This is a genomic window from Spirosoma soli (assembly GCF_042684525.1).
In the GTDB taxonomy this organism is placed as follows: domain Bacteria; phylum Bacteroidota; class Bacteroidia; order Cytophagales; family Spirosomataceae; genus Spirosoma; species Spirosoma soli.
On sequence record NZ_JBHULN010000002.1, the window covers coordinates 39,987 to 56,266 of the forward strand.

Genomic DNA, 16,280 nt, shown 5'->3' on the forward strand with positions numbered 1-16,280 from the left:
TTATATGAAAGCATTCTTTTACAGGCTTTTACATAGTGCTCTGCTGTGTATGGCTTTGTTGTTAGGAGCGCAGGATACGTTTGCGCAAGACCGTAGAATTACGGGTAAAGTTACCGGAGCCGATGGGCCCGTTCCTGGCGCTAACGTTGTTTTAAAAGGCACTCAAACAGGTACAGCAACGGATGCCGAAGGTAACTTCACAATTAACGTGCGCGGCACCGATCCGGCCTTAGTTGTTTCGGCAATTGGGTTCAAAACCAAGGAAGTTGCTTTGGGAAATCAAACCCAGGTCAACATAACATTAGAAGACGACGCCACCGCCTTACAGGAGGTCGTTGTTACGGGATATTCAACTGATAGTCGCCGGGAAACCACTGGAGCTGTAGCGACTGTGCAGCCTCAACAACTCAAAGCCGTTCCATCCAGTAACGTAGAACAGCAGTTGCAGGGACGGGTATCAGGAGTAACCGTCATTACGAACGGGCAGCCCGGTACAACCAGCCAAATTCGGGTACGGGGTTTCGGCTCATTCGGCGGTAATCAGCCCTTGTATGTTGTCGATGGTGTTCCCACGCAAACGATCACGTTCGTTAACCCAGATGACATTGAGTCGACAACAATTCTAAAAGATGCTTCTGCAGCTTCCATTTATGGAGCGCGGGCGGCCGCCGGCGTTGTTGTTATCACAACGCGCAAAGGCCAGCGGAAAGCTCAAAAGTTAAGCGTTACTTACGATGGTTTATATGGGGTTACCGACCCAGGAAAAGGCATCAAGGTCCTGACTCCACAGGAACAGGCTGACTGGACCTGGCAGGCACGCAAGAATGATTTATACCAGGCGGGTACTCCTGTTGGTCCTGACAGCTTTACGGGAATTGCCAGCGGGCAGTATGGTACCGGCCAAACCCCGGTTCTCCCTGACTACTTGTTGGTAGGGAAACAGACAGGTCTGCCCGCTTCCGCTGTGAACTTGGCCAACGAGCAAAAAAACTACAACATTAACCCTAGCAATGGCGCTATCTACCTGGTTATACCCGCCAACAAACAGGGCACTGACTGGTATGGAGCAATTACACGGGTGGCTCCAATCTCCCGCCACACCATAGGTATTTCGGGCGGTACCGATTTCAGCCGGTATTACGTCGGTATCAGCGCACAGAATCAGGCGGGTATCCTCAAGAACAACCGGTATGACCGATATACCTTTCGCGCTAATACCGAATTTGATATAACAAAAAAACTGAGACTGGGAGAAAATCTGCAGTTTGCTTATATCTCGAACCCAGGGTTGCAGGGTAGCAACGGTAATATACTAGGCACCGATCGTAACAACCAATCGACCGTAGCCAGTGATGAGAACGACATAAACGGCGCTTATCGGATGCCCCCTATCATTCCGGTCTATAACTCGTTTGGTGGCTACGCAGGTACGGCGGCACCTGGTTTTAACAACCCACGTAATGTAGTTGCCAACCGTGATGCAGCCGCTAACAACATAAGCAACACGGTCATTGGATTTGGTAATGCGTACTTGGAATATGATGTTCTTCCGGCCTTAACCCTTCGTAGTAGTATTGGCGGAACCTATGCTGGCGGCTACTACAATTACTATAACCGAGCACAATATGAGAACTCCGAGAACAATACGAACTACCAATACGGAGAAGGAGCAAGCCAGGCCTTAGCCTGGACGTTTACAAACACAGCAACGTTCCGCCAGAAGTTTGGCATTCATGACATCAACGCCTTGGTTGGTATCGAGGCATTGAACACAGGAGCGGGCAGAAACATAGACGGATCAGGCTTAAACCCGTTCGTTACTGACCCCAACTATGTGAACATCGGCTCAACGACTCCCGGCGCTACTCGCCAGGTAAGCAGTGGTTATGGACCGGGCGTTACGTTCTATTCTCAATTCGCTCAAGTTCGCTATACCTTCAATGACAAGTACATTATCACGGGAGTTGTTCGCCGTGATGGTTCGTCCCGGTTCGGGGCATCGGATCGTTTTGGGGTATTTCCGGCTATTTCGGGAGCCTGGCGCATATCGTCGGAGAATTTCATGAAAAGCTTGCCGTGGATCAGTGATCTTAAGATTCGGGGCGGATACGGTACCATGGGGAACTCGAACAACGTAGACCCCAATAACCAGTACACCCTATACGCATCTAATCCGGGTAATGGCTACGACATTAACAGCACTAATAATACCATTGCGCCCGGTTTCTATCGCAGCCAGCTTGGTAACCCTAATGCAAAATGGGAGACTAGTCTGATGTCTAACATTGGATTCGATGGGGCATTCTTTAATAACAAGCTCGAAGTAATTCTTGATTTGTGGCGTAGAGACACGAAAGATTTGCTGTTCCAGTTAAGCCTGCCAGGCGTAGTTGGTGTACTGGCCAGTGCGCCTTACGTTAACGTGGCCGACATGCGTAACCAGGGCCTTGATCTGCAGATCATAACCCGTGGTAAATTGACCGGTGATCTGAACTACGAGATAAATGCCACGGGTAGCTTCCTGAAAAACGAAATTACAGCCCTGGCTCCAGGTACCCCTTATTTTATCGGTGGGGGCACTCGCCTGGGCACACCCGTGGTTCGTAACGAAGCAGGGCACTCAATCTCCTCGTTTTACGGATATAAAGTGATTGGTCTGTTTAATAGCAAAGAGGAAGTAGCCGCGGCTCCCACACAGGATGGTGCAGCTCCGGGCCGGTTCCGCTATGCCGATATAAATGGTGACGGTAAAATTGACGACCAGGACCGGACCTATCTGGGCAGCCCGGTACCAAAGTTCACGGGTGGTTTAACATTGACCTTACGCTATAAAGGCTTCGACCTGAACACGTTTCTTTATACGTCGTTGGGCAACAAAATCTTTAACAATACCCGGTGGTTTACCGATTTCTATCCATCCTTCACGGGAGCAGCGGTTGGGGCGCGCGTAAAAGATTCATGGTTACCGACCCATACAAACACCGACGTACCCATCTTCGAAAGCGCATCTAACTTTAGCACCAACACCCAGGCCAACTCATATTATGTAGAAAATGGCTCGTACCTACGGATGCAATATCTGTCGCTGGGTTACACACTGCCTGCCGGTTTGCTTGATAGACTGGGCTTGAAGCGTGTCCGGTTTGCCGTATCAGCAACCAACTTGTTCACAGTCACTAAATACACCGGCTTAGATCCCGGCGTGGGGGGCTCGGCTGATACGAACTTTGGTATCGACGTGGGTAACTACCCTGTTACCCGAGGCTATAACGCTCAGTTGAGTTTAGGCTTCTAAACTTGATTCACACCGGTGTATCCTTGACTGGAGATATCGCTACTACTGACAATTTCTACAACCTAAATCATTACGGGTAATTAGATATGAAACGATTAGTTACAAAGGGCACCGTTGCTACAGCATTGCTTATGCTGGGGACGTTTGCTTGTAAAGAAGGTTTTTTGGATAAACAGCCTACGGGCGTGCTTCGAAGTGATAACTCTAGTCTATACTCTAAAAGTGGCATTCAAGGGTTACTCATCAGTACATACGCTCAACTTAACGCGCGGGGCTTTTCGCAGTCTGCCAGCTCCTACAACTGGGTACGGGGTAGTATTTCGGGAGGTGAAGCGAACAAAGGCTCAAACTCGGGTGACTTCAACGCGCTTACACCGTTTGAAACATACCAATTGCTGCCCTCAAGTGGAGAAGTAAACGCTAAATGGCAAGCCATGTATGAGGGCGTTAGCCGGGCGAATGCGGTGTTACGTGCTTTGAAAACGCCTGGTCCCGATGTACAGGATGCAGACAAAGCTTCAATTGGCGCTGAAGCGCGTTTTCTGCGTGCACACTACTATTTTGAGTTGAAGCGCTCATTCAACATGGTGCCGTTTGTGGACGAAACCGTTGATTACGGAACAGGCATCGATAAAGTCAAGAATGACGTCGACATCTGGCCAAAAATTGAGGCTGATTTTCAATACGCTCAAGATAACTTACCAGCAACACAAACAGCCGCTGGCCGTGCTAATAAATGGGCGGCAGTTGCCTATCTGGCTAAGACGTATATGTATCAGCAAAAATTTGCCCAGGCGAAAGCGCTCTTTGATCAAATTATTGCCAATGGCACTACTGCTAGTGGAACTAAGTATGCACTGGTGGCTAAATACGCGGATATTTTCAATGCCGCTACTGATACAAATTCAGAGACTGTCTTCGCTTCGCAAGCTGCCGCTAACACAGGTAGCGCCAATAATGCGAACCCAGACCTAGTACTAAACTTTCCTTATAATACGGGATCAAACGGCCCCGCTGGTTGCTGCGGCTTTTTCCCGCCAAGTTTTGAGTTAGCGAACTCGTTCCGTACAAACGCCAATGGCTTGCCCCTTCTGGATGGCTCTTACAATACAGGGTCGAACCAACTCAAAAATGATCAGGGCATTGCGTCGAAAGATCCATTTACGCCCGATACGGGTCCAGTTGACCCGCGCCTGGACTGGTCTGTGGGTCGCCGGGGTATTCCTTACCTGGACTGGCAGGATCACCCCGGTCAGGACTGGATTCGTGACCAGAGCTTTGCTGGTCCGTACTCCCCCAAGAAGTTTGTGTTCTATAAATCGCAGGATAAAACGTTAACGGATGGTAGCTCCTGGACGGACGGTTATTCAGCGATCAACTATAATATTATTCGCTACGCAGATGTGTTGCTAATGGCCGCAGAAGCCGAAATTGAAGTAGGAAGTCTGGAGACAGCCCGTAATTACATCAATCAGGTCCGTACTCGTGCTGCTAACCCAGCCGGTTTCGTAACTCGCGCGAATGGTACCCCCGCTGCTAATTACGCCATCAACACCTACACAACTCCCTTCGCGGGCAAAGATGATGCGCGTACGGCCGTTCGGTTCGAGCGTAAACTGGAGTTATCGGGCGAAGGGCACCGCTTTTATGACCTGGTTCGCTGGGGCGTTGCGGCACCTGTCCTTAATGCCTTTATAGCCTATGAAGGCCCTAAATTATCAACTGCCTACAGCGGGGCTAAGTTCACCGCAGGGCGTGATGAATACATGCCAATTCCGCAAACCCAGATTGATTATCAACCTGGTATCCTGGCTCAGAATAAAGGCTACTAGGAGTCAATAGTATGATCTAGTAGCTTATAGCAACATGAGTTATCCTGAAGTTTGAGGGATTGGCTCGAAAGCGAAAACCATCCAAGTGTAGTTGCGTCAACTACACTTGGATGGTTTTTTATGTCCCAAGATTTGATAGAAATTGCTATCTCGACCGACAGTGTCAAGCAGCAGGCCTGTCATCCTCATCTATACCAGCTCAACTTTGGCCCCACAAAGCCCAACAGGTTAGGCCGATTACACAAAACTTGACTACCAAGGTAAAATTCCCTTCCAGCATTATGGCCACGCACCGCTCGTTCAAAAATGAGCGCATGCCAACTACTTCCCGCTCTTCGCCCGCTGCTCCAATTACGAATGAAAACAAATCTAGCCTGTTTGTATAAGCGCGCTGCACCGTATCAGGAAAGAATAGCCCTGAGAAGTAGGGCCTAAGGCTAGCCTTGACGCAAAACGGTTTGTAGTAGTTAGCCCCGCTTTTTGCCGGAGCGAATACCCGAACTTCTCCATCTTGGCCGAAGCAGTCTATAAGCTTAAGTTTCATATGGGCTCAGCCAGCAAATCGGATTTAAGAGCGAACGCAAGCTGGCGAGGACGATAGTAGGTATGCATGTCAGCGTAGAATTACAAACAAACAGTGCAACATATAAACTAAGTATTATTAACTATATTATTTTACAATAACATTAATAAAATAAGTACTTATACTTATTTTATTAATGTTAGAATTTAACTAGTTGATTACCAACTAGTTAAAAAAAGTTTTAGTATAATTTTTTTTATATAAAACAGCATTATGTCATAAATATACAATCTAATTTATAAAATTTCTTGATTGAGTTATAATTTAATATTCATAATATTGTTTTGTTATCCTAATCTTAAACCAACCAAAACTATATGAAAGCACTCTTTTACAAGCTTTTACATGGTATCTTACTATGCACTGCCTTACTGCTCTGGGGGCATAACGCATCTGCACAAGACCGTAGAATTACGGGTAAAATAACAGGCGTTGATGGTGCCGTTCCAGGTGCGAATGTCGTTTTAAAAGGTACCCAAACAGGTACATCCACCGATGCGGAGGGAAACTTTGCAATTAACGTAAGAGGCAACAACCCTGTACTAGTTGTATCAGCTATTGGGTTCAAAACTCAGGAGATTAACGTAGGCAATAAGACGCAAATCAACGCTACGCTTGAAGATGATGCCACGGCCTTACAGGAAGTTGTTGTAACAGGTTACACTACTGACACCAAGCGTGAAACCACAGGTGCTGTATCGACAGTAAAAGCGAGGGCATTGCAGGTTGTACCCTCTGGCAACGTTGAGCAACAATTGCAGGGCCGTGTAGCTGGTCTGACGGTGATCTCGAACGGACAGCCTGGTACAACCAGCCAGGTTCGTGTTCGTGGTTTTGGCGCCTTCGGTGGTAATGGCCCGCTAAACGTTGTTGACGGCGTCCCAGTAGCCTCAACGGATTTCTTAGCACCTGATGACATCGAGACAACAACCGTATTGAAAGATGCGGCTTCGGCTTCAATCTACGGGGCCCGTGCTGCCAACGGTGTAATTGTGTACACAACCAAGAAAGGTTCACGCACGGCTCGCAAACTGTCAATCAGTTACGATGGCCAGGTTGGTATCACTGATCCGGGTACCGGTCAGGAAATGCTGAACCCAACCGAATTTGCTCAATGGACCTGGAACGCCTTTCGCAACACAGGCCTTCAGGCGGGTAAAGATCCGGTTTATAACCACCCACAATTTGGCACTGGATCAAGTCCGGTTATTCCGGATTATCTGATTGCAACCCGACCTGGCGCTGATGGTAAGCCGACCACCAGCTATGGTGTCGTTGGAAATATTGACCTGGATTACGCGCGTAGAAATTACAATAATAACCCAGCAGCGGGTTCGGTTTTTCAGACCGTGCGGGCCAACAAAGAAGGCACTGACTGGTATAAAGCCATCACTCGCACGGCCATGCTCCAGCGTCATGCACTTGGTTTTTCGGGGGGCACCGCCAGCAGCCGATATTATATCGGTTTGAGTGGACAAACCCAGCAAGGTATTTTGCTTGCTAACGATTTCAAGCGGTATACCTTCCGGGCAAACACCGAATTTGACATATCAAAGCGCATTCGTATTGGCGAAAACCTCCAGTTTACGTATCGTTCGGTGCGTGGGCAGGGCGGTGCCAGTGGTGGACAAGGCGTTGCTGCTGACGAAAACGACATTCTTCAGGCGTTCCGGATGCCGTCTATCATCCCGGTTTATGATGAGTTTGGAGGCTATGCCGGTACGGCCGCTAAAGGCTTCAACAACCCTCGAAACCCAGTGGCCAGCCGACAGGGGCAGGATAATAACAAAGCCTTTAACGCTAACGGCTTTGGTAACCTGTATGCCGAGTACGACCCTATTGACAATCTGACTCTGCGTAGTAGCTTAGGTGGTCAGTTCGATAGCTTCTACGGCGTGGGTTATGGTCGTTTGCAGTACGAAAACTCTGAGAATAACTCAGCTACGAGCTATAACGAAAATAGTGCTTATTCTTTCTCGTGGGTGTTGACCAACACAGCTAACTACAAACGCCGGTTCGGCATACATAATGTTGACGTATTAGTTGGCCAGGAGTCGCTGAACACCGGTGTTTCTCGCAACATGAATGGTAACGGGCAAAACCCCTTCTCGTTCGATCCGAATTACATTACGCTCAACACAGTATCAGCTACTGGCCGAACGGTCGGCAGTGGATACGGCTTAGGCGTTAACTTCTACTCGTTGTTTGGCCGGGTTAATTACTCGTACAATGACAAGTACATATTTACTGGCTTGATTCGTCGGGATGGGTCCAGCCGGTTTGGTGCCAACAACCGGTATGGCGTTTTCCCAGCGGCTTCGGCGGCCTGGCGTATTTCGTCAGAAAACTTCATGAAGAATCTGCCCTGGGTTACCGACCTGAAGATTCGTGGTGGCTACGGTATCATGGGGAACTCGAACAACGTAGACCCGAACAACCAGTTTAGCCTGTATGCTGCTAACCTTGGCAACTCAGCCTACGACATCAACGGATCGAACTCCAGCACAGTGGATGGCTACTATCGGTCACGTATTGGTAACCCTGATGCGAAGTGGGAAACATCCGAAACAATCAACGTTGGCTTAGATGGAACCTTCTTTAACGGGAAGCTGGATGTCATCTTAGATGTCTGGCAGAAAAACACGCGCGACCTGTTGTTTGCCGTTCCCATTCCTGACGTAATTGGTACGTATGCTTCTGCTCCGTCGGTAAACGTAGGCAAGATGCTGAACCAGGGTATAGATTTACAGATTATTACCCGTGGCAAGATTGGGAGCGATGTAGGCTACGAAGCTAACGTAACAGGAAGCTTCCTGAAGAACGAGATCACCTACCTGGCCCCTGGTCTGACGTATTTAACAACCGTCAACCCTGGATTCCGGGGTATTAATCCAATCCGGAACCAGCTGAATTATTCAATTTCTGCTTTCTACGGCTACAAAGTACTAGGTTTGTGGCAGTCGCAGGAGGAAGTGAACGCGGCCAATTCAACAGCCCTTGCTGCCGCTAAAGCTGCCTCAACGAACCCAGCTTCAGTAACGGCCGCTACGTTCCAGGACGGAGCCGCGCAGGGCCGTTTCCGGTATGCTGATATCAATGGCGATGGCAAAATCACGGCTGATGACCGGACCTACCTGGGTAGCCCGGTACCTAAGTTTACGGGTGGCTTCACGCTTAAGTTCACGTATAAAGGCTTCGACATCGAGACGTATGCATACACCTCAATTGGCAACAAGATTTTTAACGTGTCGAAATGGTTTACCGACTTCTACCCATCGTTTGCCGGTGCAGCCATTAGTGCACGGGTGAAAGAATCCTGGACTCCTCAGAATACGGGTGCTACCGTACCCATTTTTGAGTCGGCGTCTAACTTCAGCACCAACACGCAATCGAACTCTTACTACGTTGAAGATGGCTCTTATTTCCGTCTACAGAACCTGTCCATTGGTTATAACCTGCCGACAGCTCTCCTGAGCCGTTTGAAAATGCAACGTGTGCGCGTATTTGTATCGACGAACAACCTGTTTACCATCACTAAATACCAGGGCTTAGACCCTAGCGTAGGTGGTAACGCCGATACCAACTTTGGTATCGATGTAGGTAACTATCCAATCACACGGCAATTCACCGGGGGCCTCAGCATCGGATTCTAATCAAATTAAGTGATCACCGAGGTCGGATGTTCTCCAGCCGACCTCGGCAAATCCCTAAATCATATTATGAACTACAGCAATAAATTCTCAATTATTGGGGTAACGGTTGCATTGTCGGTTGCAGCAGTTGCCTGTAAAGATAAATTTTTGGAAGTACCGGTAACGGGTCAGTTGAGTAACACTCTGCTAAGCACTAAAGCAGGTATTGAAGGCTCTCTTATCTCTGTTTACTCGATGCTGAGTGGTCGTGGCGAACGCCTGGCATCAGCCTCAAACTGGGTATGGGGTGGCATTCGCGGAGGTGATGCCAATAAAGGTACTGACCCAGGTGACTTCTCAAGTATTAACCCATTGCAGCGGTTTGAAACCATCTCGACCTCCGATCAGCTTGGTCAGACATGGCAGCGAAAGTACGAAGGAATTAGCCGGGCTAATGCTACTTTACGACTGCTGGCAACAGCCGGACCCGACGTTACAGCTGATGACAAAAAACGCATAACAGCGGAAGCTCGTTTCTTACGGGGTTTCTACTACTTTGAGTTAAAGCGGCTTTTCAATAACACACCCTTTATTGATGAAACAGTCGACTACGGCACAGGTATCGAAAAGGTGTCAAACACGGTTGATTTATACCCAAAGATCGAAGCTGAGCTTAAGTTCGCCTACGAGAACCTGCCTGAAACACAGGCAGCGGCTGGCCGGGTAAATAAATGGGCAGCTGCAGCTATGCTGGCGAAAGTATATCTCTACCAGAAGAAATACGCGGATGCCAAAACCTTATTCGACCTCGTTATTGCCAGCGGAAAAACATCGAATGGCAAGAAGTACGGATTGGTACCAAAGTTTGCTGATCTGTACAGAGCTTCGAATGATAATAATGAGGAATCCATTTTTGCCATTCAGGCCGCGGCTAACACCGGTAGCACCAACAACGCAAACCCGGAGTTTGACCTGAATTACCCCTACAATACGGGACCGAACGGCCCAGGAAACTGCTGCGGATTTAACCAGCCCAGCTTTGAATATGTAAACTCGTTCCGGACAACAGCCAATGGTTTACCATTACTGGATGGCTCATACAACACGGGGGATAATCAGGTTAAAAATGACATGGGTGTTCTCTCAAAAGATGCCTTCACCCCTGATGCTGGCAATCTAGACCCCCGCCTTGACCATACGGTAGGCCGTCGCGGCATTCCTTACCTTGATTGGCAGGATCACCCAGGTGCTGACTGGATTCGTAACCAGCCCAACGGAGGCCCTTACTCGCCGAAGAAGTTCACGTACTATAAATCGGATCGCGGATCGCTACAGGATAACAGCTCATGGACACCCGGCTACACAGCGCTGAACGTTCCTATCATCCGTTTTGCCGACGTTTTATTGATGGCTGCCGAAGTCGAAATTGAGATTGGCTCGCTAGATAAAGCCCTTGAGTATACGAATATGGTACGTAACCGGGCGGCTAATCCATCAGGTTACGTTGTTCGGGCTGATGGCAAACCAGCAGCTAATTATGTAATCTCACCCTACCCTGCATCTGTATTTGCCACGAAGGAGTCCGCTCGCACAGCCGTCCGGTTTGAGCGTCGCCTGGAACTGGGCGACGAGGGGCATCGTTTCTTTGATCTGGTTCGCTGGGGCATTGCTGAGCCAACCCTTAATGCTTACTTTGCTTACGAAGGCACTAAATTACCGACAACCCTGGGCGGAGCGCGATTTAGGGCCAATAAGGATGAGTATCTGCCAATTCCACAGACACAGATAGATTTACAAGGCAAGGAAGTACTAAAGCAAAATCCTGGCTATTAATTCCTCAACTCAAGCAATGCCTCTCCTGAATTCTTGGGAGAGGCATTTTATTTATACCAGATTGTAGTTCAGTGACTATCCATGCCTTAAATAGCCTGATTACTAGCGCAACCTCCGAAAACAATCTACACTATTGGTCGACTAGGTACAATTTCCATGAACAATAGTTTTTTCGTGCGGTTATTAGCCTACACAGTAACTAGACAACAACGTTATGGCTAACAATAAAACCACAAACCAGCCTGGCTCTAAAGATGAGCAGCCACATTCGGAACGGACTCGGAAGCATGACTTCCACGATACAAGCTTTACTCGTCCCAACGGTGAACGGACCATGCAGCCTTCTAATAAAAGCAAACAGGGGCCCGAAGAAGATCACGTACTGACTGAGAAGAGCAAAGCCGAACTCGCCGAAGAACGTGGTGGTCATGGCCACTCAGGGCACAGCAGCAGCCGGAATGGCAGCCGAAAGCATTAGTAAAGGTCAATTTAGTATCAGTAGTTTTTGCGTGTTTGTAATTTTCATCTGTATAGCGATGATCTTGCAAACACGCATTTTTTATGGCCATTGATCTCAAACAGTTTCGTGCCGAACTCCGACAGGAGCATAAAGATATTCTTGCCTATTGGGAGCGTTACGCCCCTGATCCTACCAATGGTGGCTTCTATGGCCGTGTCGATTATCAAAACCGGCCCGATCCGAACGCCGACAAAGGCATTGTCTTAAATAGCCGTATTCTGTGGACCTTTTCAGCCGCCTTACGGCACACACAACACGACGACTACCGAGCCACGGCAGATAAGTCTTTTCAATACATCAAACAGTATTTCATTGACCCTCAATATGGGGGCGTATACTGGTCAGTTGATGCGAAAGGACAACCCAAACAAACCGTCAAACAGTTATACGGACAAGCCTTTACGCTGTATGGTCTCAGCGAGTACGCCCACGCCACCCATAATGCCGAAGCGCTCAAGATGGCTAAAGACCTGTTTCAACTAATGGTGAAGCATGCTTATGACTCTAAAAAAGGAGGATATCATGAAGCATTAGCGCGCGACTGGTCAGAGGCTGACAATTATATCCTGAGCAAACGCGAGAATCAGGAAACCAAGACGATGAATACACACCTCCACATTTTGGAGGCCTTCTCAAACCTGTATCGTGTATGGCCCGACAAGTCGGTCGATCAACAGATCCGTGGCATGCTGGATATGTTTCAGAAGCACATTGTCGATCCGAAAACGTACCGCATGAACCTGTTCATGAACGACGATTGGGAAGTACGTAAAACGGCCATCTCGTACGGTCACGACATTGAAGCCTCCTGGCTCCTGCCCGAAGCCGCCGACGTACTTGGTGACAAAGCGTTGCAAAAAACAATACATGACCTTGGCGTTAAAATGGCCCGGGCAGCTTCGGACGGCCTGGCGCCGGATGGCGGCATGAATTACGAACTGGACCCGGATGGGCACCTTAACCAGGAACGCTCCTGGTGGGTAATGGCCGAGGCAATGGTTGGCTTCATGAATGCGTATCAGTTAACCCACGAGAAGCAGTTTCTCGATAAGTCGATGCAGAGTTGGGAGTTTATCAAAAAATACCTGCTCGACACGAAAAACGGCGAGTGGTTCATGGGCGTCGACGCCGAACACAAGGTAATGGGCAGAGATAAAATCAGCATGTGGAAGTGTTCTTATCACAACAGCCGGGCGTGCCTGGAAATGCTGGATAGACTAGAACACATACGTTGAAGGTAGCCCCCAAATTACCTATTACCTCATAGCCAACTATATAGTTATGTTCGAACCCACTGCCCTTGCCAAACGTTATTCATATAGATAGGGCGCCCTTAATCCAATGCCCTTTACTATCTGATTAATGCTTTACCCCAATACGCTAGAGAATAAACTAGGTTTTGATACCATTCGCGAACGACTCAAAGACGCTTGTGTCAGCCCATTGGGACAAGATTATGTTGAGAAGATTCGCTTTACTGATAATGTTCAACTGATTGATAAGCTATTACGCCAAACGGCCGAGTTTAAGCAAATCGTTCAGTACGAGCCCGATTTCCCGAGCAGTAATTACATTGACGTTCGCCCGCACCTCAACCGCGCCCGGGTCGAAGGCCTGGCGCTAACCGAAGCCGAATTCTTCGACCTGAAACTGGCATTACGTACCATTCAGGATTGTCTGCGTTTTTTGAGCAAACGCGATGACGAAACCGCTTTCCCTTTTTTGAAAGAGCTGGCGGATCCAATCGGTGTAGATAAGAAACTGACCGACGCCATCGAACGTGTGATTGATGATCGGGGGCTTGTCCGCGATTCGGCCTCGCCCGAGTTAGCCAGCATTCGTCGACGTATCATCAGCGAGCAGGCTAACCTTCGCAAACGGCTCGACAGCATTTTGCGGCAGGCCCGCCAAAATGGCTGGATTCCCGACGATCTGTCGCTGACGGTTCGCGGAGGACGACTGGTCATTCCAATTGCGGCCGAACATAAACGGAAAATCAAGGGCTTCGTGCACGACGAATCGCAGACGGGGCAAACGGTGTTTCTGGAACCGGCCGAAGTGTTCGACGCCAACAACGAGATTCGCGAGCTGGAGTACGAAGAACGGCGTGAAATATACCGCATCCTGCTTGCGCTGACTGACCAGATCCGCCCCCATCTGGATGACCTGAAAAAATCGGTTAACTTCCTGGCTCAAATTGACTTCATTCGGGCGAAAGCCAAGCTGGCTATTCAGCTAGACGCTATTATGCCTAAACTGCACGAACGGCCGCTACTTAACTGGATTAACGCCCGGCACCCATTGCTGCATCTGTCCTTCCAAAAGCAAGGAAAAACAGTGGTACCGCTTGGCGTACGCCTTGATGAAAAAGCACGTATCCTGATCATCTCCGGACCGAACGCGGGTGGTAAGTCCGTGGCGCTAAAAACCATCGGGCTCGTGCAATACATGCTTCAATGTGGTTTACTTGTGCCTATGGCTGACTACTCTGAGATGGGTGTATTCCAGAATTTGTTCATTGACATTGGTGACGAACAATCGTTGGAAAATGACCTCAGTACGTATTCATCACACCTGACGGCGATGAAGCAGTTTCTGATCGGAGCCAACAAGCGGACCTTGTTTCTGATTGATGAATTCGGAACGGGTACAGAGCCCGGTTTAGGTGGTGCCATTGCTGAATCGATTCTGGAGGATTTGAATAAATCAGGAGCATATGGCGTCATCAATACGCACTACACCAACCTGAAAGTATTTGCCGACAAAACACCGGGCCTGATCAACGGAGCTATGCGTTTTGACGGTGAGAATCTCGAACCACTTTATCAATTGGAGATCGGACGTCCGGGTAGTTCGTTTGCCTTTGAAATTGCGCAGAAGATTGGCTTACCGAAAGGCGTCATCGACCGGGCGAAAGAGAAGCTAGGTAGCCAGCAGGTGAATTTCGAGAAGCTGTTAAAAGAGTTGGACATTGAGAAGCGTGTTTTCTCGGAAAAGAACCTGGAGATTAGCATTAACCAACGAAAACTTGCTCAGCAACTCGCCGAATATACCGCGTTGAAAACGCGTCTCGACAACGACCAGAAGAAGATTGTCAACGACGCTAAGCAGAAGGCTAAAACACTGGTTCAGGAAGCGAATCAGCGCATTGAGAATACAATCCGTGAGATTAAGGAGAATAAAGCCGAACGCGAAGCCACCAAGCAGGTCAGAAGAGAACTGGAGCAATTCGAGCAAAAACAGTTGAAGCCTGAAACGCTGGTAGCCGAACAGCCTAAACAAATTGAAGAAGAATTTGTAGCAGATAACGGAGCCATTACCGCTGGCAGCTATGTCCGTATTGCGGGACAGAACGCCATTGGTGAAGTATTGGCCATACGGGGCAAAGACGCTGAAATTCGCATTGGCGACCTGAAATCGAACGTGAAGCTGAGCCGACTTGAGAAAGTTAGCAAGAAGACGTTTAAGGACGCGACCGAAACCAGAGACGATCGTCCGCGTAGTCGGGGCGTCGACATGAACGAGAAGATGCAGAATTTCAGCTTTAATCTCGACATTCGGGGTAAACGGGGCGAAGAAGCCCTCGGCGAAGTTGATCGCTTCTTCGATGATGCATTGATGCTGGGCTACCCCGAGTTACGTATTGTGCACGGGAAAGGCGACGGCATCTTGCGGACACTCGTACGAAATCACCTGCGTGGCTACAAACAGGTCGCTCGTATGGAAGACGAACACGCCGACCGCGGTGGCGCTGGGGTTACGATTGTAAAAATGAAATAAAAAGCTAAACACGGAGAAACAGAGAATGCACAGAGACCACAAAGAAACTCTGTTTGCTCTGTGCATTCTCTGTTTCTCCGTGTTTCTATACACTATGAAAGCAGTAATTTTTGATATGGACGGCGTGATTGTGGACACCAATCCACATCACCGCATTGCCTGGCGCCAGTATTATCAGAAGTATGGCAAGACGCTGAGCGACGCCGATTTTGTGCAACACGTTTCCGGTAAGCACAACACTGATATTGTCGCTCACCTCTTTGCAGGTAAGACCTTAACACCCGAGGAAGTACTGCGCCTGGGACACGAAAAAGAAGCGCTGTTTCGGGAACTGTACCGTCCGGATATTACACCCGTTCCGGGTATTGTTGATTTTCTTAAGGCGTTGAAAGCGGCTAATGTTCTAACCGCAGTAGCGACATCTGCTCCGGTCGAGAACCTTAACTTTGTCATCGAAGCGTTACATCTGCAACCTTACTTCGACGCCTTATTGAATGAGAGTATGGTTAGTCACCCTAAGCCAGATCCTGAAATTTATCAGAAAGCCATGGCATTGCTGGGCGTTGCTCCGGGAGAGAGCGTCATTTTTGAAGACTCAATGACGGGGATTCAGGCGGCCAAAGCGTCAGGAGCTTACGTTATCGGTGTTGCTACGACTCAGACGCCTGACGAATTACGTCCTTTTGTTGACGATGTTATTCAAAACTTTAGCGAAATGACACTCAACCGAATCCAGCGACTGATTAACGTTTTTTAACGCGATTAAAATTTATCAGCCCTGAAGATCACCTAATTTTGTGAATTA

8 protein-coding genes are annotated in these 16,280 nt (G+C 48.6%); all 8 read left to right on the plus strand.

Going from position 1 to position 16,280, the window contains the following annotated elements; translation table 11 throughout:
* Positions 1-4 precede the first annotated feature (4 nt).
* Complete coding sequence (locus ACFSUS_RS03720; protein ID WP_381519274.1) at positions 5-3,295, plus strand: SusC/RagA family TonB-linked outer membrane protein; 3,291 nt, start codon at positions 5-7, stop codon at positions 3,293-3,295.
* An 86-nt stretch (positions 3,296-3,381) separates the two neighbouring features.
* A complete protein-coding gene (locus tag ACFSUS_RS03725) occupies positions 3,382-5,127 on the plus strand; it encodes a RagB/SusD family nutrient uptake outer membrane protein (RefSeq protein WP_381519277.1) in 1,746 nt (581 codons plus the stop codon).
* A gap of 900 nt (positions 5,128-6,027) precedes the next feature.
* On the plus strand, positions 6,028-9,363 hold the full coding sequence (locus ACFSUS_RS03730) for a SusC/RagA family TonB-linked outer membrane protein (RefSeq protein ID WP_381519279.1): 3,336 nt from the start codon (positions 6,028-6,030) through the stop codon (positions 9,361-9,363).
* Positions 9,364-9,429: 66 nt separating this feature from the next.
* Positions 9,430-11,175: a RagB/SusD family nutrient uptake outer membrane protein gene (locus ACFSUS_RS03735; RefSeq protein ID WP_381519283.1), complete on the plus strand. Its 1,746-nt coding sequence runs from the start codon at positions 9,430-9,432 to the stop codon at positions 11,173-11,175.
* 214 nt (positions 11,176-11,389) lie between these two features.
* Positions 11,390-11,653, plus strand: a complete 264-nt coding sequence (locus ACFSUS_RS03740; RefSeq protein ID WP_381519286.1) for a hypothetical protein — start codon at positions 11,390-11,392, stop codon at positions 11,651-11,653.
* An 89-nt stretch (positions 11,654-11,742) separates the two neighbouring features.
* Positions 11,743-12,930, plus strand: a complete 1,188-nt coding sequence (locus ACFSUS_RS03745) for an AGE family epimerase/isomerase (protein WP_381520510.1) — start codon at positions 11,743-11,745, stop codon at positions 12,928-12,930.
* A 127-nt stretch (positions 12,931-13,057) separates the two neighbouring features.
* On the plus strand, positions 13,058-15,475 hold the full coding sequence (locus tag ACFSUS_RS03750) for an endonuclease MutS2 (protein ID WP_381519289.1): 2,418 nt from the start codon (positions 13,058-13,060) through the stop codon (positions 15,473-15,475).
* A gap of 94 nt (positions 15,476-15,569) precedes the next feature.
* Positions 15,570-16,232: an HAD family hydrolase gene (locus tag ACFSUS_RS03755; protein ID WP_381519292.1), complete on the plus strand. Its 663-nt coding sequence runs from the start codon at positions 15,570-15,572 to the stop codon at positions 16,230-16,232.
* Positions 16,233-16,280 lie beyond the last annotated feature (48 nt).